The 24120-nt window shown below is 67.2% G+C and carries 14 protein-coding genes and 4 pseudogenes; 11 read left to right on the top strand and 7 right to left on the bottom strand.

The window, feature by feature from the left end; all coding sequences use genetic code 11:
• Window positions 1-1265 precede the first annotated feature (1265 nt).
• Window positions 1266-2234 (bottom strand): protein NO VEIN domain-containing protein, encoded by a 969-nt coding sequence (locus tag ACIRQ9_RS39425; protein WP_404185329.1) that lies wholly within the window; start codon window positions 2232-2234, stop codon window positions 1266-1268.
• Between the two features lie 202 nt (window positions 2235-2436).
• Here ACIRQ9_RS39425 and ACIRQ9_RS39420 point away from each other — a divergent pair, with 202 nt between their 5' ends.
• Window positions 2437-4410: a DNA/RNA helicase domain-containing protein gene (locus tag ACIRQ9_RS39420; protein WP_404185326.1), complete on the top strand. Its 1974-nt coding sequence runs from the start codon at window positions 2437-2439 to the stop codon at window positions 4408-4410.
• A gap of 30 nt (window positions 4411-4440) precedes the next feature.
• Here ACIRQ9_RS39420 and ACIRQ9_RS39415 read toward each other — a convergent pair whose 3' ends face one another.
• Window positions 4441-5598 carry a hypothetical protein gene (locus ACIRQ9_RS39415; protein ID WP_404185323.1) on the bottom strand — a complete coding sequence of 386 codons (1158 nt, stop codon included), beginning with the start codon at window positions 5596-5598 and terminating at the stop codon, window positions 4441-4443.
• 371 nt (window positions 5599-5969) lie between these two features.
• On the opposite strand from ACIRQ9_RS39415, the pseudogene ACIRQ9_RS39410 reads away from it, so the two are divergent.
• Window positions 5970-6179 (top strand): annotated as a pseudogene (locus ACIRQ9_RS39410) (helix-turn-helix domain-containing protein); the annotation flags it as partial.
• A 57-nt stretch (window positions 6180-6236) separates the two neighbouring features.
• Here ACIRQ9_RS39410 and ACIRQ9_RS39405 read toward each other — a convergent pair.
• Window positions 6237-6905 carry a hypothetical protein gene (locus ACIRQ9_RS39405; protein WP_404185321.1) on the bottom strand — a complete coding sequence of 223 codons (669 nt, stop codon included), beginning with the start codon at window positions 6903-6905 and terminating at the stop codon, window positions 6237-6239.
• A gap of 1 nt (window position 6906) precedes the next feature.
• On the opposite strand from ACIRQ9_RS39405, the gene ACIRQ9_RS39400 reads away from it, so the two are divergent.
• Window positions 6907-7620 (top strand): hypothetical protein, encoded by a 714-nt coding sequence (locus tag ACIRQ9_RS39400; protein WP_404185318.1) that lies wholly within the window; start codon window positions 6907-6909, stop codon window positions 7618-7620.
• A 578-nt stretch (window positions 7621-8198) separates the two neighbouring features.
• On the opposite strand, the gene ACIRQ9_RS39395 is transcribed toward ACIRQ9_RS39400, so the two are convergent.
• On the bottom strand, window positions 8199-8957 hold the full coding sequence (locus ACIRQ9_RS39395; RefSeq protein ID WP_401654344.1) for a helix-turn-helix domain-containing protein: 759 nt from the start codon (window positions 8955-8957) through the stop codon (window positions 8199-8201).
• Between the two features lie 68 nt (window positions 8958-9025).
• On the bottom strand, window positions 9026-9370 hold the full coding sequence (locus ACIRQ9_RS39390) for a hypothetical protein (protein WP_404185315.1): 345 nt from the start codon (window positions 9368-9370) through the stop codon (window positions 9026-9028).
• Between the two features lie 2285 nt (window positions 9371-11655).
• Between ACIRQ9_RS39390 and ACIRQ9_RS39385 the strand changes: the two genes are divergently transcribed.
• The 7 genes and pseudogenes from ACIRQ9_RS39385 to ACIRQ9_RS39355 all read left to right on the top strand — a co-directional run bounded on the left by ACIRQ9_RS39385 (window position 11656) and on the right by ACIRQ9_RS39355 (window position 20756).
• Window positions 11656-13050 (top strand): DNA-binding protein, encoded by a 1395-nt coding sequence (locus ACIRQ9_RS39385; RefSeq protein ID WP_404185312.1) that lies wholly within the window; start codon window positions 11656-11658, stop codon window positions 13048-13050.
• 160 nt (window positions 13051-13210) lie between these two features.
• Entirely contained in the window at window positions 13211-13966 is a 756-nt protein-coding gene (locus ACIRQ9_RS39380) for a TnsA-like heteromeric transposase endonuclease subunit (protein WP_404185309.1), read from the top strand.
• A 59-nt stretch (window positions 13967-14025) separates the two neighbouring features.
• Window positions 14026-16068: a Mu transposase C-terminal domain-containing protein gene (locus ACIRQ9_RS39375; protein WP_404185306.1), complete on the top strand. Its 2043-nt coding sequence runs from the start codon at window positions 14026-14028 to the stop codon at window positions 16066-16068.
• 86 nt (window positions 16069-16154) lie between these two features.
• Window positions 16155-17123: a TniB family NTP-binding protein gene (locus tag ACIRQ9_RS39370; RefSeq protein ID WP_404185332.1), complete on the top strand. Its 969-nt coding sequence runs from the start codon at window positions 16155-16157 to the stop codon at window positions 17121-17123.
• 227 nt (window positions 17124-17350) lie between these two features.
• Window positions 17351-17952 (top strand): annotated as a pseudogene (locus tag ACIRQ9_RS39365) (IS5 family transposase); the annotation flags it as partial.
• Between the two features lie 334 nt (window positions 17953-18286).
• Entirely contained in the window at window positions 18287-18748 is a 462-nt protein-coding gene (locus tag ACIRQ9_RS39360) for a hypothetical protein (RefSeq protein WP_404185303.1), read from the top strand.
• 67 nt (window positions 18749-18815) lie between these two features.
• Window positions 18816-20756, top strand: a complete 1941-nt coding sequence (locus tag ACIRQ9_RS39355) for a hypothetical protein (RefSeq protein WP_404185300.1) — start codon at window positions 18816-18818, stop codon at window positions 20754-20756.
• Between the two features lie 39 nt (window positions 20757-20795).
• Here the strand turns inward: ACIRQ9_RS39355 and ACIRQ9_RS39350 are convergent.
• Both ACIRQ9_RS39350 and ACIRQ9_RS39345 read right to left on the bottom strand, forming a co-directional pair.
• A pseudogene (locus tag ACIRQ9_RS39350) lies at window positions 20796-21448 on the bottom strand (IS5 family transposase); the annotation flags it as partial.
• 209 nt (window positions 21449-21657) lie between these two features.
• Window positions 21658-21927, bottom strand: a pseudogene (locus ACIRQ9_RS39345) (hypothetical protein); the annotation flags it as partial.
• Between the two features lie 1021 nt (window positions 21928-22948).
• Here ACIRQ9_RS39345 and ACIRQ9_RS39340 point away from each other — a divergent pair.
• Window positions 22949-23257: a hypothetical protein gene (locus ACIRQ9_RS39340; protein ID WP_404185298.1), complete on the top strand. Its 309-nt coding sequence runs from the start codon at window positions 22949-22951 to the stop codon at window positions 23255-23257.
• Window positions 23258-24120 lie beyond the last annotated feature (863 nt).

Here is a 24120-nt window from a genome sequence, read left to right as displayed (position 1 = left end):
GCGCCGGAAGCCTCCGGGCTCCGCCCGAAGGGGCCAGGCACTCCGTGCCCGGCCTGCCGTACCAACGCTCCGCGCTGGTACGGGGCCTGACTGCTCCGCAGTCAGGCGAAAAGCGCAGCAGCAAGAGAGGGGGGTGCCGGACTCCCGCCGCCGCGGACAGTCCTGACAAACCGTCAACACCGGATGTGCGTCAAAGCTGATGCCGGGCTAGCTTCTGGGCTGACACGCCACCAGTATCCCGCCGTCTGTGAATGCGTCAATTTCCGGACGGGGATACTTTCTGGGCTCACGCCATGCCCTCGGTACGGGACCGTCGATACGCGCGGACCCGAATCTAAGAATGCGTCATATTCCGGCGCGGGATGGATTCTAGAATGACGGCCCGGGGGCTCTATAATTACCGCGATGAGCCTATCCGGCTTATCGGAGCCTTTCTTCAATTACCACTCTGGATAGATTCTGGGAATGCCATATCGCGGCCGTTTGGTTATCGTCACTTTAGTTGGATCAGATAGATCCACGGATCATCTCCCCTCGTGTGATATAGAAAGCTTGCGGCCTCAAGTGAGGCCGCAGATAAATTACTTCATCCTCCCTCTGTTCCAACATGAGACAGTAACACTGATGACAGCATCAATGAAATCGAAACAAATTTGAATGGACGCTGGAACCCCCCATAGGTTCATGGCGACATTAATCACGAGAAAAATTACTACCAAAGCATTCTCAAGCCATCCCTCGAACTTGAACATACGTATACTCCTCTATTTATTTGAACCATAATTAGCCCCTTCCTTTGGGTGCTAAGCTTGCGAGGGAAGAGCTTCCCTCGCCTTCTTTAGAAGAGTACATCCTTGCCTGACGGAACGTCAATGGCCTCTAAAACCAACAGAACACTCCCTAGGAAAATGGATAAATTATTTCGGCCTGACCGCCTGGCACTAATAAATGCAATCGCTAGAAAACCGCTGAGGGCCTCGAAGCGACACCGCTGGTCCCAGCCGTGCGTTAGGTGCGCTCCGACTGGGAGCTGTCGCTGATACGTCAAGGCCGCGGTCGAGCAGGAGTATGACGTTCACCTTGGCGAAGGGGCCACAGGATGCCCGCAGGGGCCCGACACCTTGCGCCGGCTTTGCCGTCATCCGCGTCAGCTCACGGAGCAGTGGACTGCGGTTAGTTAAGGCTATGTTCTCTGCTTTCCGAAACCAGGGCTGATCGGGTGGGGTGTCGAGCGCGGCGTATCGCCTTTCTCGACTTCTTGGTTGTCAGCTGTGCTGTGTGGGAAGCCGGTATTCGTATTTGCGGGGGCGTAGGTCTTCTTCGGCTGGTTCCCAGTCGTGGTAGTGGGTGACGGTGTCGCCGGTAGCTGTGTAGGGGTCGGTGCGAGTGTCGACCCTGATGTCGCTGACGACGTAGAGGTCGACGGTGTTGTTCGTGTCGCGGGCGTGGAGGACTTCGTTGATGGTGAGTTCGACGCTGGTGGGGGCACCGGTGGTGCCTTTGACCTCGACATGGCGTTCTTCGGCGCCGCGGGTGCAGCGGAGGTCGTAGGGCTTGCCGAGTTTTTCGACGGTCCAGCCATGTGATTGGTAGTGGGCGGTGGCCAGTTGTTCGGCGTGTTCTTCGATGGCTTTGCGCTTCTTGGGGTCGGAGATGTAGCCGGCTCCGCGGCGTCGCCTTTGGGGTTTCTTTTTTCCGTCGACATGGTCGGCAGTGAAGCCGGGTGACTTGTCGAGGGGCACGTGTTCGGGGTCTGCGGGGTCGATGGGGATGCCGGCGCGCTCGAGGAGCGGGAGCGGGGGCATGGTGACGAGCTTGCCCATGCCGCGGTCGGTGCCGGAGCGGCGGATGGCGTCGCTGCCGGCTTCAGTGAGGGGTCCGTCGGGGCCGAGGGGGACGTCGGGCAGGACAGCGAGGGGCTCGATGCCGAAGCGGCAGGGGTATTTGATGCGCTGCTCTGCTTCTTCGTCGGGCCAGTGCCAGGCGGTGCCGGTGTAGAAGTCGCTGCGGATCTCGAAGAGGTAGAGGGTGGCGGTTTCCTTCAGCCAGGTGTCGAGTTGGACGCGGGGTGAGGCGCCGGTGGCCAGGACGGCGAAGCGGGGGCGGGTGTCCTGGTATTCGGGCTTGGCTTCGGGGAAGCCCCAGGAGCAGGTCTCGATGCCGTACTCAAGGTTGCGTTGCGCTTCGGTGCTCTGTCCGACGTGAACCATGAGGAACAGACTGGAAGTTGTCATGCAGGGCATCATAAGGTTATTGCTATGCAGTGGTCGATAAGTTTCCTCGCTGCGTCTTCGGGGACAGGTGCTGTCACGGCAGCGCTGCTCGGACGGTGTGGTGGGGAACTCCGTTGACGGACCGTCGGTTCTTGCAGCGGCGGAGTGTGATGGCGGGCGGCGCGGGCGGCCTGCGGGATGGGGCGGGGAAGTGACGGAGGGGGTGGCGACCGTGGACAGCGGACGTAGGAAGACGGCCGTGCTGCCGGGGGTGCGAGTGGCGTGCGCGGCCGCGGGCCGGGTGCGGGATGTCGCCGCGGTGGTGGGTGATGCGTCGTTCCTCAAGGAGTGCCAGGTCCGGTACGAGGCGTCGGGCTTCGGGAGGCCCGGGGGCGGGGAGTTGCGCAGTTGGCGCCGTTCGTGGCCGCCGCTGATGGATGCGCTCATGCGGGCGGGGCTGGCGGATCTGCAGGTGTATCTGGAGTACGGGACGCCGGGCGGGAGCAGGCGTCTGGATGCCTTGCTGGTGGGGACCGGCCCGGACGGGGCGCTGGTCCTGGTGGTGGTCGAGCTCAAGCAGTGGCAGGGCTGCCGGGTCCTGGACGGCCAGCGGGTGCTGCGCGGTGACGGGGAGGTGTCGGTTCACCCGGTCTATCAGGTGGCGGCCTACCGCAGTTTCTTCGAGCACTGGCTGCCCGTTGATGGGCCCCGGGTGGAGGCGCGCGCGGTGGTGGTGCTGCACAACGCGTTGGCTGAGGAGGCTGCGGTGCTGCGGCCCGGGGGTGCTCCGGCGGTCGGCGACATCCCTGTGCTCAGCGGCGAGGACCTGGCCGCTTCTGGCGCGCAGTTGGCCGAGTTGCTGCGGTGTGCGGACTTGGGGGCGCCGGACGATGCCGGGGTGCGTGTTTTCGAGGGGATCCGGTGGACGCCGTCGACGCGGCTGCTGGACAACGTCGGCTCCGTCCTTGAGGGCGGCAGCGCGTTCGCGCTGGTCGGTGACCAGCAGGAGGCGTTCGTGCGGATCAGGGCGGCGGCCGCCGGCTTTCTGCCGGCGGCCGGTTCGCCGGCAGCGCCCGGCATGGGCGGTGCGGTCATCACGGTGCGCGGTGGTCCGGGCAGCGGCAAGACCGCGCTGGCCGTCCGGCTCCTCGGCCGCCTGATGCGTGCTCACCCCGCGTCCAGTCCTCGTTTCATCACCCCCTCCGGGACGCTGCGGGCGCACCTCCTGGACGCTGTCGGCGGCCACAGCGCGGCCCGGGAGCTGTTCCCTGCGGCGGGTTCCCTGCGCAGTACCGCCCGGCAGTCGGCAGCCCTTGTCATCGATGAGGCCCAGCGCCTCTCACGCGGGCCCGGCGGTGGGTTCCCGCCGGACCTGGCGGCCGTCGTGGCGCAGGTGCCGCTGGCGGTCGTCTTCCTCGACGAGCGGCAGATCATCCGCCCCGGCGAGGGCGTCACCGTCGAGGAGATCGAGAAGGCCGCGCACGCGGCCGGACGCGTCCACCATCCCCTGGAGCTCACCGGCTCGTTCCGCTGCAGCGGTTCTGCCGCCTACACCGCCTGGGTGGATGCCTTGCTGTACGGAGAGCCGGTGCCCTGGAGGGGGCAGGCCGGCTACGACCTGGCGCTGGCAGGTGATCCCTTCCAGCTCCAGGAATGGACCGAGCAGACCGACGACGCCGGCGAAACGGCCCGCATCACGGCCGGGTTCTGCTGGCCATGGACCCGCAAGCGGCCCCGCCACGCAACCGCTCTCCCCCTCGACATCGAGATCCCCGCCCCCCACCAGGTCTCGGCCACCGGCCTTGCGGCCGGCCAGAAGTGGACTGCCGCGTGGAACGCCGCAAGCGCCCTCACCGACCTGGATGGCAGTCTCCTGGCCCCCCACAGCCAGCTCTGGGCCAGCCACAGCGGCGGACACCAGCAGATCGGCTGCATCTACACCGCCCAGGGCCTCGAGTACCAGCACTCCGGCGTCATCATCGGCCCCGACCTCACCTGGAGCGACGGCCGCTGGACCGCCCACCCCGAAGAAAGCCACGACGACAACCTCAACACCCTCAGCCCGCAGGAATACCTGCCCTACGCCCTCAACATCTACCGCGTCCTGCTCACCCGCGGCACCCACAGCACCCGCATCTACTCCACCCACCCCCCAACCCAACACATGCTCAGCCAGCTCATCGCTTCCCGCACCTGACACCCCCACCCCGGCCTCAGCCGTGGTTGTTCAGCAGAGCCAACGACGGGACAGGAAAGATCGCCAGGTGAAGCGCCGGGGCTGCTGGCTCCGTGGAGACGATGCGTGCCGGGGCGCGGCGGCGCGCTCGCGATTCGGTTCAGCGGCGGTAGCGGGCAGTGGTGTCGACGCCGTGGTGGTGTCGGCTGGTTTGTCGGTGAGGGTAGCCGCCGGGAGGGCAGGCTGAGCGGGGGCGGCCTGTGGGCGCTGCTGGGCGTGTTCGCGGGCGAGGCGGCGGCGGTGACGTTCGCGGCCGTGTTCGGCGCGTTCCAGGGCGACCATGGTGGCGTGGGCGCTGGCGGGGCGGAAGTCACTGCGTTTACCCAGTGCCGGCAGCGGCTGGGGGGCCATGCCCCACCAGGTGGCGTTGTCTGCGGGCCGCGGGTGGGAGATGGTCCAGTCCCGCTTCCAGGAGGCCATGTTTCCGCTCCAGTCCTCTCCGGCCTGGGAGGTGTAGGTGCGCTGGTGGGCGCCGTAGGGCAGGAGCAGGGTGTCGTCGGTGAGCCAGCACACGGTGGCGTCGGCGGCGGCGAGCTGTCGTTGGGCTTGGGTGGGGCGCACCTTGGTGTGCGTGATGGTTTTGCCGTAGGGCTGGACGTTGACGGTTCCGGCGGTGTCGCAGTGCAGGGGGTCGTCGCGGTCGAAGACCCACCAGTGAGCGGTGAGGGTCGGGTGCTGGGTGCGCGTGTGGGTGAGGCGGCGGGTGACGGCTGCTGGGGTGAGGAGGCGGCGTGGTCGCTCCAGGACGACGACGTGCTCGCCGCGGCGCAGGACCAGGGCGGGCGGTATGTCCCAGTGCTGTCCGGCGAGTTCGGCGTCGATGCGCAGGCTCAGACTCGCGTGGGGCAGGACACGCAGGAGTTGGTCGCGCAGGGTGAGCATGGTGGTGAGGTCGCCCTGGACGTCGGCCTGGTGCTGGGCGGGGGCCGGGCAGTGGTCGGCGCCGCAGGAGACGGTGTCGTGGCGGAAGCGGGAGGTGAAGTAGGAGGCGGGGTGGGAGGGCCGTTGCAGGATCAGCCGGTGGCCGCAGGCAAGGCATCGGTAGCGGCCGCCGGCGCGGCCGTGCGGCAGGCGAGCGGAGGCGTCGGCGTTGCAGCGGAGGTCGATGATCCGACCGTGGTCGGCGACGTCGACGGCGAACTGGCCCATCCTCGGCAACCGGCTGCGCGCACTGTGGCGTGCTGCGCCGGCGGGCAGGGTGAGTGGGCGGGGAGGGGAGCTGGGGCTGGTGTCCGGGCGGGTTGAGCGGGCGGGGGTGGTGCCGGCGGCGGTGCGGGTCATGGGGGCTACTCCAGGTTCGGGGAGGAACGGTGCGGTTGGAGAAGCCTTGCCCGGATCGCGTTGTCCGTCAGTTGTCCGCTCCTGTTAGCGCAGGTGGCGGCAGGACATGGCCGGACTGGTGAGGACAGACGGCGGCTACCGGACAACGTGGTGTCGCGCTCTGTCGCGGTTTTCTGACGATCCGTACGCTGATCAGTTGGTGTACGGCGCGGGAGTGCCGGTTGACGGGGGGATGGGGCGTGGCGGAGAAGAGCCCGGGCGGTCGGGGGTATGGCGGGTTCCACAAGGACGCGACGCCCGAGAGCATTGAGCTGGCGACGTTCCTGCGAGGCCTGGTGAAGCGGGCGGGAAAGTCACTGCGGGATCTGGAGGAGCCCACCGGCTACGGAAGAACGACCATCTCCTCCTTCCTGAATGGCCAGATCGTGCCGTCTCAGGCGTTCGTCGAGAAGCTGGTCGCCCATGTCACCGAGCCCCGCCAGCGGCCGGTGTGCCGGGACAAGGCACTACGGCTGTTCATCGCTGCTCAGCTTCCGAAGCCGGCTGCCGCGCTCCCCGCCCCGCGGGCGTCCGCGGCGGAGGACGATGCAGCAGGGGCGGCGTTGGCCGGCATTGCGGCCACCGCCCAGGACCAGGCCGCGAAGGCCCACGAACGACTTGAGCAGGCCCACGAGCGCAACCGCGAGCTGGTCGAGGAGCGGGGCCGTACCCAGCAGCTGGTACTGAGTCTCAGCCGGTTCACCGCCGAGCTGCAGCAGCAGGTCACGGCCCTGCATGACCAGTTCGACGAAGAGAACGAGGAGAGCGAGGCCCGTCTTCGCCGGCTCACCGACCAGTTGGATGCGGCACAACGAGAATTGCGGCGGGCGCGGGCCGGCCGGGACGAGACCGAGGTGCTCCTGGCTCGGCTGCGCCGGCGCAGTGACGAGCTGGAGGAGGAACTCGCTCAGTCCCGGCGGACCGTCGCCTCCGTCGAGGAGTCCGGTCTGCCGCCGATGCCGGAGGAGCTCCAGGAGGCGTTCTTCCGTGCCGACTTCGATGCCGCCCTGCGCGCCGCGGAAGGGTTCCTCAACGACGGTCAGCGGCGCCGGGACGCAGTCCGTGACGAGTGGAGTGTGATCGGGCCCCGCCGGTCGGCGATGCAGACGGTGGATCGTCTGCGGACCGGGTGTCATCTTGCTGCCGGCGACCGCCGCGTGTGCCGGGTATGCCGTGTTCGGCCACGACCGGCGCGTCGTCCTCCTCGTGCAGGAGGTCGTGGGAGAACTGGACGCGGACTTCAAGACTCCACCCCACCCGCACCGCGCCCCGGCAGCCGCGATGGGCATGACCTCGCCCCTCGTCCTGAGCGACTCCGCATGGCTGGAGGCGCGGCGCAAGGACATCGGCGACTCCCTGACAGGCGGCTGGCGCCAGAGCGCCCTGTGGATCAAGCTCCTCGTCCTGTTCTCCGTGTTCCTGGTCGGCACCGCCTTCCTCGGCACACTGGCCAGCACCGTCGCACGCAGGGCCCACACATGGCATCCCGCAGGCGGATGGCGCTGGCACGACGTGGCCGCAACGATCGACGACCCCGTCCATGCCTACCTGAGCGCGCACTCCGCCGGGCTCCCGCTCCCCGTCACGACACTGCACCTGCTGTGGCTCGCCAGCGGCGCGACGCTTCTGGCCATGGCCTTCCTGTTCGGCGGCTTCGGAGCACGGACGACCTGGATCCTGTGGGGCACCGCAACCGTCCTCATGGTCTGGTCGGGCACCCCCGGCCTCGCACGCCCGGTAGCAGCCGGCCTCACCGTCATCGCATGGGGACTGGGCTCCATCCCCGCCACGCGAGGCCTCAGCCTGCGCTCGGCCGCCTCACAAAGCGTGATCGTGTCGAAGGACTCCTAGCGCGCAGGCCAGCTCTTCACCAGACGCGTACAGACAGGCAGCCTTCGTTCACGTACGGGGCCCGCGGGCGCTTCGGCCGCCTGGCGTTGTTGACGACTTCGAGCAGCACTTGGTCACGGCTCCGAGAGGCGCCTGGCGACCCCGAGAGGCGATGTCCACGAGAACGGGGAGGCACCCGCCCGCAGTCGGCGATGGCGCGACAGTCACTGCTGTCTCCGCCCGTAGCCAGCGCTTTTGCCCGGACCGCCGTGACGCGTTCGACGACGGCCCTTTGGCCACTACGACGGTGCTGCCCGTTCTCGTGACCCTCGGACGCGGATGAGTGCCCCCTGAACTGCTGTCGAAACGCTGCTCTACGACGTGAACAGAGCCAGCCGCTGGTCCCGCCTGGCCAAGGCCGGTCTGCACGCGGTCCGCTGAACCGGCACCGTCCGTGCCTCGGCGCAGCACGGTGGGTCTTCGTTCGTCTCATGACGCGGCGGAGGACATCCTCTGCGCACAGGCAGCACGTGGCCCCGGCCGGGCCTGCAGGGGCTGCAGGCTTGGCCGGGGCCGTGGCGCTCGGTGTCTGTTCCTCCTCAGGAGAGGGTCTGTGGCCAGCGCCAGCGCAGGAGGCGGTTACGGCTGCCGGAGGGCCGCTGTTTCGGGATGGTGATCCGTTTCTTGTGCAGGGGGGTGTAGCCGCTGTTGCGCGGGGTGTCGTTGCTGTGGGGTGCCTCCCGGGCGACGCGGGCGGCCTCCAGCTCGCGCCGCTTCTCCAGCCAGTCGGCGAACTCGGGGTCCTTGGGGGAGAGTCCCATGCCGACGAGCACCCCGATGAGCGCGTTCTCGGTGGGGAGCTTGCTGCCCCGGAAGACGTTGCAGATCGTCGTCTGCCGCACGGCCAGGTTGTGCCGCGCGGACACGTTGGCGATCTTCTGGTAGGTCGGGTTGCGCCGCCACACCTTCAGCTGGCGCAGGGCGACGGCGAAGGACTCGACGTCGCCGACTTCGGTGGGCAGCATCCGCTTGACCGCCTCGCGCTGTTCGGGGGCCTCGGGCAGCCCGGCGGCCTCCCGCTGCTTCTCGTCGGCGATCATCTCCCAGCGCGGGCGCCAGGCGGAGGGGTCCTCGCCGACCGCCTCCAGGTAGTTGTTCATGGTGTCCCAGGAGGGGCACTTCGTGCCCTGCGTCGCGGCGGAGAGCGTCGCCCGGGACAGGCCGGAGGCCTTGGCGAGCTCTTCCAGCGTCATCTCCTTGTACTGGCGCAGCCGTAGCAGGTCCACGGCGAGCTGTTCGAGTGCGCCCTTGCTCGGGTCGACCTGCGTGGTCGGCCGGCCGGGATCCTTGCGGGTCATGGTGTCTCCCTTCGCGCCCGCTGGTCCCGGGTGGGGGAGACGGAGGGTCTCCCCCACCCGGGATGCGGTCAGTCCTGCTTGTCGTGCGAGGCGGCGTCCTCGGAGGGGGCGTGGCCCGGCTTGCGGGTCGTCATCCCGGCGACGAGCCGCTCGGCGGCGAGGGTGCAGGACAGGGAGACACTGGCCGCGGTGGGAGCGTCGCAGCCGGTCTGGATGAAGCCGAACGTGGCCCCCGCGGCGATGGTGAAGGCGGCGATGTTCAGCTTGATCTTGCTGAGGGCCAGGGAGCGGCGGCCGCTGCCGGGAGCCGGCAGGGAGCCGGCCTGGAGCCCGAAGGATCCGCTGGGCTGCGGGGAGATCACGCAGCCCGGCCCGAAGGGGCCGTCGGCCTCGGGCGGAGAAAACCGGTTCATGGTTGAACCTTTCTAAGAAGTGCCTTGTCTCGTTGTGGTGCGTGTGACCCAGGCTGTTTTTCCGTCCTGGTGGTGCAGGTGGTGCAGTGGTGCAAACACATCCGGGTTTGCCGTCCCGGATTTAGAAAGAATGCCCTACGCGACGCGCGCCATCAAGCGATGATATTCCTGCGCTTTACCACAGGATGCGCGGGCCGCGTCAGAGCATCCGTCCGAAGACTAATCGCCCTGGGGGCGCGGATCATGCGCCTGATTTTTCTTAAGGAATACACATAGGCAGCCCTAAGCTGAAAGGATCATCATGAGGCGGATCCCAGGGGGCGCCTGGCTCCGGGCCCCGTCAACTGCGGTCTGGACCAAGGGGAACATACTGACCGGAACGTAAGATGGACAGGTGTTCTATGTGCGAACATTTGATCACTCGCGTTCGAGGATCTCCACGCAGGGAATAAATTCTCGGCACGGCCCCCCGCGTGAAGGAATTGAGCAGCCGCACGGGAAGGGTCCGACCATCTCCCGGCGAATGAGCCGATATTCTGGCCGGAGGGGCTGCGGAAAATTAAGTTCCCGCCTCACCAAAGATCAAAAAGCGTGCGGAAAAAGAAACCGGAATCCCGAGGTCAGGCTCCCTGGGCGGGACGGGTTTTCCAAAGGCGTACAGCACTGTGACAAAAAGCCCTGGTCCGCTGGTAGCAGGGCGCAGGTCTGGGCACACTCGAACCTGGCAGTCCTTCGGCGGGGCAACTCTCCGGGGGATCCTGCTGAGAGGTGCCTTGTCTCTGACCCAGGCAGGTAACCCGTCCTACCGGCTGTTTGCCGCAGCCATCGGGACAACGCGGTGCGTGGGGAACAGCCTGCGTGCCGCGCCCAGCTTGAGGAGGCTGACGATGGAACTGGAACTGCTCATGCCCCGCGCCGCAGCGCCCGCACCGGCGGGAGTCGAGCAGCTCATCCAGTGGAACTACGGCGCGGCCGGCATGACAGGACTGCTCCTGCCACGCCACGGCCCTGGCAGCTCTCACGGACGAGAAACGCGAGGCACTGACGCCTCACCGTCCCGCGGCTGCACACGGCGGCACGGCGGATCCCCGCTGTAGCCCCTGCCAGCACCGGCGGCACAGCACAGGCTGCAGACCGCCCGGCCGCGCAAACCGACGACGTGCCCGGCCCGCCCCGCCCGGCACAGACCACCACCCGTCGTCCAGCCTCCCGCGAGCCCGCCGGCCATCCCAGCCGGCGGGCTCCTCCATACCCGCACACCAGCCCAGACGCAGCCCCGCACAGCCGGCCAGAGACAAGCAGCCCATCCAGCACGTCCAGCACAACAGAACTGCTCCAGCAGCACCGCGGCCCTGGCCACTCCCACAGACAAGCCACGCAAGGCACTGCCGCCCAGCCCTACCGCCGCCCCACACAGCGGCAGACGAACGTAAGTCGACTCACGGAACACCCAGCAGCCGACAGCGAGCTAGAGCGCAGCGTCAAACGACTGACGCTCCTCGCCCCGCCTCAGCACAGGTTGAGCGAGAGGGCCGCGCCGAACAACTGACGCTGCTCGACCTGCCCCGGGCGCGGACGAAGCGAGACCTGCGTGGATGACTCGCGCAGGCACTCGTGTACCGCGACCTCGCGGATGCGGAGGAACCACGGCTGTCGCCGCCCCGGCAGCACTGCACCACGACAGGCCGTCAGCTTCGCCGAGCGATTCGAGGGCGTGGTCGGTGGAGCAGCCGAGGATGCCGGAGGCGTCCGGTGGAGCTGTCCAGGTCGACGTTCTGTGGGGCGAGGGGATGGCCGGCGGGACATGCGAACAGGCCGTCGATCAGGGCACGGAACTCGGTGCTGGGGCTGGTGGAGCAGGTGAGCACGTGCACAGGGGCGCCCTGCACCGAGGCAGTGGTGCCCGTGGGCCCGTCCGATTGCCGAGCCGGGCCAACGTCGTATCAGGAACGCCCGGAGTCGGGATCATTCAGCAACAGGGAGCCGACGATGTGACAAGAGCGATCGCCAGGTGAAGCGCCGACGCCGGCTCCGTGGAGATGGCGCCTGCTGGGGCGGGGCGGGGCGGAGGGGGCAGGCTCGCGAGGCGGCTCGGCAGCGGCAGCGGCAGCGGCGATGTCGTCGGCGCCGTGGTGAGGGTGGCCTGGTACTGCTGAGCGTGCGCGAGCGCGGCAGCGGCGGTGACGGCCCCCGCAGCCATCCTGTGCGGACTCGGTTTGCTTGATCCGATAGGCATCCGTTGCAAAAGCGCCCACCCGAGACGGCGAACACGAGACCGTGGTGGAGTGTCTCATCGCCCCGGTCTCCTGCGGACAGCTCCCCTGCAGAGGGAGACGACCTCGTCGCTGATCTGCCGCATCGCGAGCCGCTACGGGATGGAAGCGAAGGTGCTGCGGGCCTGCTGGAAGTGGCGCAACTACCCGCCGGGGCACGACGGCGGGGGCGCGCGGGCCGACGCCGAGGTGCTGCTGAACGCAGCCGGACGCCGACTCCTGGCAGACATATGCGGTGTCGAGGAAGACGTGCTGGCGCGGGTGTTGCCGTCCTGGGAGGAGGGGGACACCAAGCTGCGCTCCGAGGATGGCGATCCGGTGGGGCTGTGGCGGATCGCCGGCGCAGTGGCCGGTCCGGCGGCGTTCGGCTGCCGGCTGTGCACGGCCCGGCGTACCGGGACGGCCGTGCGGGTGGTGCGGTACGCGCCACGGTGGGAGCGGGCGTGTGTCCAGCATGGGCGGTGGCTCCTGGACGCGGACGCCAACCAACCCCTCGAGTACCTCGACCTGCGCGGTGTACCGGAGGTGGCCACGGCGCAGCGGCGGTGGGCCTCGGTGGCGCGGCGGGCAGCACGGGCCGGTGCGGAGTCGGAGCGGGTTTTCGCGCTGGCGCACGCGGTGGTGGCCCGGTGGTGGGAGCAGGCCCTGCAGTGGGATCAGGAGACCGTCTGGCCGCAGCGCCTGCACCAGGTCGCGGGCGGGGATGCCGGTGGTGATCTGGAGCGGTGGCGGATCGTGGGACGGGACGCGGTCATCTTCCCGGAGGTGGTGGCGGTGGCCGACGCACTGCTGGACCCGGCCATGGCCGAGCTGGTGTGGGCTGACAGCGGAGCCGGGCGGCCGCGGGCGCTGCCCGCCGACGGGAGGTTCTGCCGCAGGCTCGGTGAGCGGCTGGGGCGGGGGTGGCTGGGGCCGTTGGCCACGACAGACCACGGCGGGCCGCTCATCGCGTGGATGGGCAGTGTGATCCGCCTTCGCCGCGGCGCAGGCGGGCCGCCCGGGTACGACAACGACCCGTGGTGGCTGCGGCAGGAGCACCAGAGCTCGACCATGGCCGGGCAACTGCGGGTGCTGGGCAAGGAGAAGAGGGCGCCCGGTTCGGGGACGATGTGGCGGGCCGCGGTGCCCGCCGAGCAACGCAGGCTGATCACCAGCGCTATCGACAGCGCCGAGGAGCAGCTGCTGCAGCTGCGCGGAGTGCAGACCGGCCCGGCCGCCGACGTCGCCCGGCGGCTGCTGCATGGGCTCGGTCACAGCGCCGGCCTGATCGAGAACGCCTGGAAACGGACTGCCCTGGGGGCGGTGAACGGCGGGGTGCCGCTTCAGGAGGTGGCCCAGTGGGTTGACGTGCCCGTTGAGGTGCTCAGGCAGATGCTGACGGCGGGCAGGCAGGAGAACGGGGACTGAGAGCGATGCGTCGGCGGGCAGGTCGGCTGTTAGCTGATACGGCACTCGTTCGTGGCAGAAATACTGAAAATGGGAGCCTGTGCCGGCGGGAGCGGCTTGGCTGACGCGGGTGACCAGCACAGGAACGGCCCGGCACCAAAGCCGGGCAGGGCGAGCGGGCATGGACCAGGGCCGCGGGTTCGAGGCGGTGTTCCTCGACCCGGTGGGACAGGCGGTGCAGCAGCGGTGGGCTGATGCCGCCATGACCGTGGCGTTCGAGGACTTGCCGCCGGTGTCGGCGTTCCCGGTGGTCCCGGGGCGCCGCTGGGGGCCGGGACTTTGGTGGTCGGCGACCACCGGGGGGCACGTGGCCGCCGGGTCCAGCGCGATGCGTGTCCAGCTGATGGTCATGGACCGCGACCCGGACGTGACGGGGCTGGCTGGGCGGCCGGTGCGGCTGCTGTGGCGTAATCCCCGCGGCCAGGTACGTTCCTGGGTGCCGCAGCTTTTCGCCCGCCGTGCCGACGGCACCGCGCTGCTCGCCGACTGTCCCAGCCACGCGGGCGCCGGCGGCGCACGCGCCCGGGGCGCCGCCCGAGCCGTAGCGGAAGCCTGCGCGTGCATCGGCTGGAGCTACCGGCGTCTCCCGCCGCTCGACGACGTCCGGGCCGCCAACCTGAAATGGCTGGCCGGGTACCGCCACCCCCGCAACGCCGGCCGGCCCGGCCTGATGCCCGCTGTCCTGGAGGCGTTCACACGGCCGCGGCCGCTGATCGAAGGTGCCAGCGCGGCAGGCGACCCCATCGAGGTCCTGCCCGCCGTCTTCAACGCCCTGTGGCACGGACAGCTGGCGGCAGGCCTGGACACGCCGCTGCACGAACGCGTCCCCGTCGGCCCGCGGGGCTGGAGCGGCTCCCAGACGGGAGACGCCGGGTGACCGCGCGGCGCAATGCCCGGCCCGCCGTGAAGGTAGGCGCTCACATTCGCTTCCGTGGCATGAAGTGGCAAGTGGTCGCTCTGTCGGGACAGGACATCCACCTCGTCGGTCCGGACGGCGGCGGTGAGACCGTGCTCGCCGGGCACCTGTTCGCCGACCCCGGCTTCACCGTCGTCGGCGCGGATGCGCCTCAGGCAGCACCGCAGTGGGGGCTGTTCGAGACCGCCCCTGCCGCGGCGCGTGAGAAGGCGCTGGCGTGGCAACGGCACGTCAGAGAAGTCGAGTGCGGCCTGCCTGGCGGCCCCGGCAGCGAAGGAGCAGTGCGCGAGCAGTACGACCCCGAGCGGTACACGCTGGCCGAACGGGAACAGGCGAAGGCCACAGAGCTGACCGCGCTGGGGTTCGGCCGGGTCTCGCGCACCACGGTGCAGCGCATGCGGCTCGCCTACCGCAAGCAAGGCCTGTGGGGGCTGCTCGACCACCGCACCACCCGCGCCTCCAGCCCCACCGGCCGGGCCGACGAACGGGTCGCCGCCGCCGTCCGCGAGGCGCTGCGCCGCCGCCGCGGCCGCTCCAAAGGCACCATCAACGGCCTGTTCCCGCTGATCAACCAGATCCTCCAGGACCGGCACGGCCCGGGCACGGTGCCCGCGCCGTCCCAGGCCACGCTGTACCGGCTCGTCACCAACCTCGCCCGCCCCGGCGAACTGCCCACCGGCCCCGTCCGGCACGTACCGGCGAGCGTCGACGGACGGGCCTTCACCCCCGCCACGGCGCTGCGGCCCGGCGAGCAGGTCCAGGTCGACACCACCCGCCTGGACGTCCTCGCCCTCTTCGACGACGGGCGTCTGGCCCGCCCGGAACTGACCATCGCCGTCGACGTCGCCACCCGCGCCATCCTCGCCGCCGTGCTGTGCCCGAGTGCGACCAAGGCCGTCGACGCCGCCCTGCTGCTCGCGGAGATGGCCGTCCCCCACCCCGCCCGCCCCACCTGGCCCAACATCCTGCGCATGGACCACGCCCCCGCACTCCCCCACCAGCGGCTGGCCACGCTGGACGAACGCCTGGCCGGGGCTGCGGCCCGGCCCGTCGTCCTGCCCGAGACGATCGTCGTCGACCGCGGCAAAGTCTTCGTCTCCGCCGCGTTCACCGCCGCCTGCGAACACCTCGGCATCAGCCTCCAGCCCGCCCCGCCCCGCGCCCCCACCGCCAAAGGCATCGTCGAGCGGACCTTCGGCACCATCAACCACCTGTTCTGCCAGCACCTGCCCGGCTACACCGGATCCGACGTCACCCGCCGTGGCCCCGACACCGAGAAAGACGCCTGCTACAGCGTCCCCCAGCTCCAGGACCTCCTCGACGAATGGCTGGTGCACTACCACCACCGCCCCCACGAAGGCCTGCGCCACCCGATGATGCCGAGAAAGGCCCTCACGCCGAACCAGATGTGGGCCGCGCTGGTCGCCGTCGCCGGGTACGTGCCCGTCCCGCTCAACGGCCACGACTACCTCGAACTGCTGCCCGTGCGCTGGCAGGCCATCACCCCCGCCGGCATCACCATCCACCACCGCACCTACGACCACGATCTCCTCGCCCCCTACCGCGGCCAGGCCTCCCCCGTCGCCGGCCGGGGCGGAAAATGGGAGATCCACTACAACCCCCACGACGTCCGCCAGATCTGGATCCGCCTGCCCGACGGCCACCTCACCGAAATCCCGTGGATCCACCGCGACCACGTCCACCAGCCGTTCAACGACCACACCTGGCAGCACATCCGCGCCCACGCCCACGACAGCCATTACGACGACAGCCAGCAGCACGAGGCCGGCCTGGCCGACGCCCTCGACCAGCTCATGCGCCGCGTCCACAACGGCCACGCCACCACCACCGAACAAGCTCTCCTCGCCCGCGCCACCACGCTCCCGGCTCACGCCGCACAGCACCCGGAAGACAGCGCCGACCCCCTCACCGGCGAGCCGGCGCAGCACGGCAAGGACGACAGCATCGACGACCTCGACGACCTCCCCGAGGACGACGCCCACCACGCCGCGGCCACCGGATTCGGGCTCTACGACGCATACGAGGAAGCCGACAAGTGGTGAACACCCGCCCCCACCCCGCAGCACACCAACAACCCAGCGCACCCACCGACGCGGGCAGCGGCCACACGGCCGAGCCGTCCTGGCCCCTGACCACCTGGCAGGGCTGGCAGCATTTCGCCACCACCGACCCGCCCGCCCCGCCCCAGCCCGGCGACCCGCCCCGCAGCACCGACGAACGCCTCGCCTACCACTCCGCGTTCGTCACCATCCGCACCCCCGCCATCAGCCAGCTCGCCACCCAGGTCCGCACCCTGATGACCCTCGGCCGCCACCAGCAGACCACCGCACGGCCCTCCCTCATCGTCACCGGACCCGCCGCCGCCGGGAAAACCACCTCCCTGCTCAACGTCGGCCGCACCTGCCACCTCGCCCACACCCGAAAAAACCCGCCCCCGCCCGGATCAGCCCACAACACGGCACCCGTCGCGTACGTCCTCGTCCCGCCCGGCGCCACCGCGAAAACCCTCATCACCGAATTCGCCCGCTACCTCGGCATCCCCGTCACCACCCGCATGACCCAGACCCAGATCACCGACGCCGTCTGCCACACCTACACCGCCGCGGGCGTCCAACTCGTCCTCATCGACGAAATCCACCGCCTCAACCCCCGCACCACCACCGGCGCCCAAGCCGCCGACCTCTTGAAAGACCTCACCGAACGCCTCCGGGCGACCTTCGTCTACGCCGGCATCGACGTCACCGACACACCCCTCTTCTCCGGCACCCGCGGCGCCCAACTCGCAGGCCGGGCCACCCTCATCACCTGCGGCCCCCTCCCCGCCCGCCACGGCACCCGCCAACCCTTCCGCGACGTCATCACCGACATCGAAAACAACCTCGACCTCCACCACCACACACCCGGCACCCTCCTCCGGCACACCGCCTACCTCCACCAACGCACCGCCGGCCGCATCGGATCCCTCACCCGCCTCATCCGCCAAGCAGCCATCACCGCCATCTACGACGGCACCGAAAAAATCACCAAAACCACCCTCGACACCATCCGCCTCGACCACCTCGCCGAACAACACAACCGCCCCCGCCGACACCGATAGACACACCTGACAAGCAGACAGAAAAGCCCTGACCAGCACAAACACCAACCGGGCCTTTACACGCCAGAACTACCCACAACAAACCCGGGCCCGCTCAGCACACACGACATAACCCCAGCCCACACACCCCGCCAACCCCACCCCAACCACCCACTCAGCTTCTCAACCAACCCACAACACCCCAGCCCAGCCATCACTCAGCACACCAACAAGGCCCCCTTTGAGCGTTAACGTGCTGGCGCCGTCTGCGCGACTGGAACGAAGCCGGAGTATGGCAGCGGCTGCACGAAGTCCTGCTGGCCGAACTCAACGCGGCCTCCCGGCTGGACTGGTCCCGCTGCGTGGTCGACTCCTCCCACGTCAGAGCGTCAAAAGGGGGATCCACACGGGTCCCCCACCGGTCGACCGAGGCCGGGCAGGCTCGAAACATCACCTGATCACCGACGGGCACGGCACCCCGCTCGCGGTCCTGCTGACCGGCGGCAACCGCAACGACGTCACCCAACTCCTGCCTTTGCTCAACGCGATCCCGCAGGTGCGCGGCCGGGTCGGCCGTCCCCGCCGCAAACCGGACTCGCTGTTCGCCGACCGCGGCTACGACCACGCCATCTACCGGGACCAGATCCGCGCCCGCGGCATCGTGCCCGCGATCGCCCTCCGCGGCATGGGACTGGGCACCTACCGGTGGGTCGTGGAGAGGAGTTTTGCCTGGCTGGACGGCTTCAGGCCCCTGCGCATCCGATGGGAACGGCGAGCCGACATCCACGAAGCGTTCCCCAAACTCGCCTGCTGCCTCATCATCCACCGACAACTCAGCTCATTGTGCTAGCCGTTGTTAGTCTGCCGCGATGCCGCTGTAGGGGCATGGTGCTTGTGGGATTTTTTAGCCTCAGAGTGACGTCACGACGAGGTCCATGCGAGGCGGGCCTGGCGATGGTGCCATTGAGGATATTGGGCCACAGCATCGGAATACCTCATGCCGCCGGGCTCCACCCACCCGCGGCGAACTTGTGACCCGAAGGAAAAATCCCAGTAGACCTCAGAAGTAGGACCGGACGGACTTCTTCCGCCGCTACGCTGGCACGCAAGGACAGACGCGCAGGCCGTGAAGGGGAATCGTGGTTAGCTCCACAACCTGACCCCTGAATCGGAAAGGGGAATTTATGGCCCGGGATGATGTCAGTGATCTTTACCTAGAAACCTACGGTGAGTTCTCACGCTACGGCGACCAACTGGGCGACTCATACGAGGCATCGAGGCGCAGCGACTTCACCCAAGCCGCCGAGATGGCCATGCTTTTTGTGTTCGGGGGAATCGCTAATGGTCTCCTCTCATGGCTGGGAGAGAGGCTGGGTGATGGGACACGGGCTCAGGTGCGAAGGCTTCAGCTTCTTCGAAGCCCAGGGACAAGTGCTGAGAGGTATGAATTTGCCGAGGATGACGTCATCGAGGTCATCCCCTTCCTAAGCCAGGGCCTAAAGGAGCTTAGCGAAGATCAGATCGAGCAACTCGTCGCACTTCTCGCGACGGGGCTCACTGAACGAGGTTTCACGGAATCCACTGCCCGTACCCTCGCGTATGGAACCGTCGAGCGGATCAGAAAATTCGGGCGCGACAATGCCTGAGCCTAGTCCGGGAATTCCGGCTCCCGCAAACATTGCGATGCTATACAGTTGGGCTAATCCAAGGTGCATGGAGGATTGGGCCCGCCAAGAGAAGGCCCACGCCTGGGCATATATGTTCTTGCAGGCCTATACTTCACAGTATCTAATGCCAGAAGAAGACGATACCGCGTTGCCAAGCGTCGAGGAACTTCTGGAAAACAAGACACTGCCCTTGGGTGACGATGACTACATCGCAGCAGACGCGCCGACATACGCGATCGCCCTGTATCTGACAGAAGTGCCTGATGTCCTGGCAGACTACTACGGCATCGAGGACAGTCTCTCGTTCGACGATACCCACGAGGTGAGCGCGGAGGAGAAGCAGTACATTTCGGATTTCTCGGTCCTGTTTAATCTGGCGCTTATGGCATTGCGTAGCGATCTGGAAGTCAACCACATTGAGCTGGCTCGGGATGAGTTGGAATCGCGCGGCATCAGTGTGAGCGATTTTCGCGATAGCGTTCAAACTCTTAGGGCCGCCAAAATACCACATTGGGGCATACCGTCCGCCTTCGAACAGTACTTGTGGGCGACCGGCCGGAACGGACCCCTAATCAAGATTGCAGAGTACGTTCTCGACTGTCACGCGGCGCGCGATGCTTTCCTTAAAGACATCCGGTCTGAAGGGGATCCGTACGATATCTGGCGCTCGCGTGCTCGTGACCTGATGTCCATCCTGCACGTGGTACGCATCGGTCCGGTCACTCAACTACTTATTGATCATCGATCGTGCAAGCCAGGAGTGCTGCGCGAGTTGATCACGAGATTCGGAAAAAATGCATGCGCTCAGATTGCCACATTGGCGATTGAAAGCGATGAGTGCGCCGCGAACCTATTCGCTGGATGTCTCGGCTTTGAGGTGTACGGCTCCCACCTATTTAGCGCAATCTGGCGAGAGCTCGACAATGTGCGAGGAGAACGGGGTGCGATGCGTTCCCGCATGGCGCTACGAGAGATGTTCGAACATCGCCTTATCATGCCTCCTCCTTGGCATGAGATGCTGGACCGACGTATTCGCGCTGATTGCGGATCGCCACCTCTTCCACCGTCAGACTCTGCTATGCACACGGCGTATTTCGATGACCTGATTCGGGAACAAAATATTGAACCGCAAGTAGTCGGACACTTTTGGCACGAGATACACCATCTTATGCGGGCATGTTGGACTGGCTACCCTATCGATAGGAATGCTCAGCCCAATGTGATTGGGCGCGTGGTTCCCCATGTTCAGCGAACCGGCATCGGGTCAATAGCCCTCAACGTGGCAGCCAAGGGCCGCTCGTTCGACTTGGGCCGGGGGGTGGCTGGTCTAGCTGAGATCGATTTTCGAGACCCCCAACGTTACGACGACTTCCGCGGCGAGCTGATTCGGTTGGGATTCGAGATGTGCCAGTTGCCGCGCGAACTAATGAAGGACCTACACCTTGAAGAAGGGAAGTATGCATCCGTCTCATTGACTGGATACAGTCCTTTCGAGCGGTGGGTGGAGGCGTCGGGATCGACCGCCGCTAGGTTCTTGCCGAATCCGCCCGCACTGAGCCCCGAGGAACGCATTGAATTAATTGACTTCGCAACCTCGTTAAGTGACTGCATCGGAGAACAAGCATCCGCCGAAGGTGATGCTGAGCGGATGGAGACTTTTCTCGCAGTCGTAAGCTCCCTCACTGACGGACTGGAAGTCGAATTCTCGGAATCCGTATCCGTGAAGCTCCTTCAGATCTGCTTGCGAACGACCTGGAAGCTTGCGAAGGCGGGAAGTGACTACCTCCTTGAGAAATCCTGGGAGGCATCGAACCGGCTCATTATAAATACTCTCCGCCTTGTTGAGACAGCTGAGCCCGACGCCGCCGTGGTTGCTCACCGTCATATCCGGATTCTGATACGCAACGGCTTGCGCGATCGGGCCTGGGAGTATACGAAGCTTCTATATGGGATCCTGCGCCGAAGAGGGGTTCCGGTGCAGGAATAGCTAAAGGTCGGGGCGTGGTCGGCGCGCGCATTACAACAGCTAACACAATGAGCTGAGTTGTCGGTGGGTGATCAGACAGCAGGCGAGTTTGAGGAACGCTTCGTGGATGTCGGCTCGCCGTTCCCAGCGGATCCGCAGGCGCCGGAAACCGTGCAGCCACGCAATGCTTCTTTCGATCACCCAGCGGTACGTGCCCAGTCCGGTGCCATGGCGTGTTCCACGGCGGGCAATGGCCGGCACGATGCCGCGGTCGCGGACCTGATCGCGGTAGCCGTCGTGGTCGTAGCCGCGATCGGCGAACAGCGAGTCGGGTTTGCGGCGCGGTCGTCCGACACGGCCGCGGACGGATGGGATCGCGTCGAGCAGGGGCAGCAGTTGGGTGACGTCGTTGCGGTTGCCGCCGGTCAGCAGGACCGCGAGCGGGGTGCCGTGCCCGTCGGTGATCAGGTGGTGCTTCGAGCCTGCCCGGCCCCGGTCGACCGGCGAGGGGCCCGTGTGGATCCCCCTTTTAGCGCTCTGACGTGGGAGGAGTCGACCACGCAGCGGGACCAGTCCAGCCGCGAGGCCGCGTTCAGTTCGGCCAGCAGGACCTCGTGCAGCCGCTGCCAGACGCCGGCCTCGTTCCAGTCCCGCAACCGTCGCCAGCAGGTCATGCCCGATCCGAAGCCCAACTCCTGCGGCAGGTACTCCCAATCGGGCAGGGGTCACTTCCTCCTTTTGGAAAGTGTGCATGCTCACACTTGTTTCCCACCCTAAGAGCTGTCGACTGCTCGTCTACAGGTTCACCGTTGTACTACCGCTCAGGCGGCGAATCCGATGCTGGTGACGTACTCGCACTGGCCCCACTGGGAGCCGAGGTCGACCACCGCGTCATCGACCCTGGGATTACTCGGCCGGGTGAGACCTCGATGTAGGCGACGACGACCACGGTGCGCAGGACGGTGACGAAGTACAGGACACGGACGGCTTCCACGTCGTCGGTGTCCTGCCGCAGCTGGGGGCCGGTGGCGTCGCCGGGGATCGGTACGCCGATGTCGGGGTCGACGGAGACGACGACCAGAGCGCGGTCCAGGGCGTGGATGTCCGCCTCGCTGGTGACGTTCTCCAGCTGCTTGGCGGCAGCGTCGGAGAAATCGATCCGGGCGCGGCGGGGCCCATGTCCCTGGGGCATCAGGCGACAGCCGGCCGCTGCGCGGCCAGGCGGGCAAGGTGCGCCTCCCGCAAGTCCTCCCAGGGGGTCCAGTCCTCGGGCGAGGGCAGCCCGTTCTCGGCGATGCCCTCCAAGACCGCAGCGAACTGCTCGGCCTGCTCGCCGCTTCCCGTCCAGCAGCCCGCGGCATCACCCCGCCATCAGCCACCCCCGACCCGGCCGCAACACCTCAAGAAACAAGCGCTGGATGTCCAGGCCGTCAGACCACCATTCCGACGCACCGTATCCCCCCACACGAACGGCTGAACCACCCGCTAATACCACCACACAGCGCCAGCCACACCGCTACGCGGCACCACACAGCGCAGCACCATACAAAAAAGACACCGCGACAACACCGGAAAAAGACACGCGCCTTCATCACTAAAACGACAACCCCCTTTCACCATCCCCCAAAACAACCCCAGGTCCCGCCCACTACCAGCAATGAAACCCAACGACTCCACCCCAGTGAAAAACCCACGACGCGCATCACTAGGTCGAGGTCTTGCACGGCGAGGGGATGCCCGGCAGAGCACTCGAACAGGCCGGTAGGCCGAGCACGGAACTCGGTGCCGGATCCGGTCGCGCAGGTGCCGGCTTCGCTGGTAATGTTCTCCAGCTGCTTCGATGCGACGTCGGAGAAGGCAATCCGGGCGCGGCGGGGCCCGCGTCCTGGGGCCATCAGGCGACGGCCCGCCTTTGGGCTGCGAGCCGGGCGAGGTGCGCCGCACGCAGCTCCTCCCAGGGGGGTGCAGTCCTCTACTGGGGCAAGCCGTGGGGGCAATGTCCTCCAGGACGGCGGCGAACTGATCGGCGCGCTCGCGGGTCCGGGCCGCGTAGGCGCGGACGGCGCCGGCGGCCGCAGGCTCCAACTACTCGCGGACGGCCCCGTCGGCAGGGGCCGGCTGGTCGGTCATCAAAGCCTCCAGACGCGGGACGGGCGTACTCGGTACCGTCGGGGCTGACTTCTCACGCACGGTCAGGGCTTCCGATTGTTTGCGTGAAGGATCGCCGCAATTGCGGCAACGCCGCCGCTGAGCATGCCGGCTGCTGGGATTGCAGCTCCGTGATCCACGAAATGCTTCGCGATCCACAAATAGCCAGCCAGGCCACCGGAAGCAACGACAACGCCGAGAGCGCGCAGAAGCAGGTTTGCCATATCCATCTGACGCCGGTGTACCTGATTGTGACACCACTGCTGATGTTCTCGCTCTTGTTGCTCGAAGTCGTGTTCAATCAACTTGAGGATCCGTTCACCAGCACCAGGGACAAGTCCCTCCCAGCGTTCAATTTTTTCGGGCGCAGTTAGCTCCTGGTAGGGGCGGCGAGGCTGTGTGTTGTCCTGTTGGTCGACGGGCGGGTCAGGTGCGGCATCCGGCTCACCGGAAGGGGTCACGGCAGTCACATGTCGCCCCTCTCAGGCAGCCGGCCGAGATCCGGCGCAGTACCTTCTAGTGGCTCCCCTAGGAGATCAACCGCTCGTGTGAGTGCCTTATCAACGTTGTTCTGCGCCCGTGTGCGTAGCGGCGGTTGGCTGCCGCGGATCTGTGCCGGTACGTCAGATGAAGCGGAGAGGAGAAGTACATCGCACAGTCCCCTCGTGAAGGCTTGCCATCGGGCACTCCCCGTATCGCTCTCAAAATCTGAGCTCCCAACGGGCAGATATCGACCGTTTTTTTTCATGGCAAGGAATCCAAGAAGGGCAAGAAGCGTCCAGAGCGCGAAGAAGCCTCCCGCCGACCACCAGCTGTCACCCGACGGCAACGCGTCGAGAACGATGGGAAATGCGGATGCAGTCACTACTACTGCGCCGACTTCTATGAACGGGCGACGAAGACGGGCTCGGCCCCTGACGGGCCCTGCCACCTTTTGAGTAGACGCGGGATCCGCACCGCCGCCTCCGGACAACACAGGGTTCCGGCGATCAGGCTCTTCCGGATCGCTGTGACGGCCAGCCTTGCCGAGCGACCCAAGCGGTTTATTAGATGCGCTTAGCCGCCCGCTAGCTGCTGGCACCGGCGGGATCGATGGCGACACGGCGGCAGCGAACGCTGCGGGACCAAGCCGAATCGGCAGTGAGGTCGGGGCCTGCGGCAGGCCGTTCGGGAAGACGCCGGTGGAGACCGTGCGGCTGAAGTCGATGAGGGCCTGGACCTGGTCGTCGATCTGGTG

The organism is Streptomyces sp. NPDC101237, assembly GCF_044767465.1.
In the GTDB taxonomy this organism is placed as follows: domain Bacteria; phylum Actinomycetota; class Actinomycetes; order Streptomycetales; family Streptomycetaceae; genus Streptomyces; species Streptomyces gramineus.
Note: the sequence above shows the minus strand (reverse complement) of the source record. Positions and strands in the feature narration are given on the sequence as shown.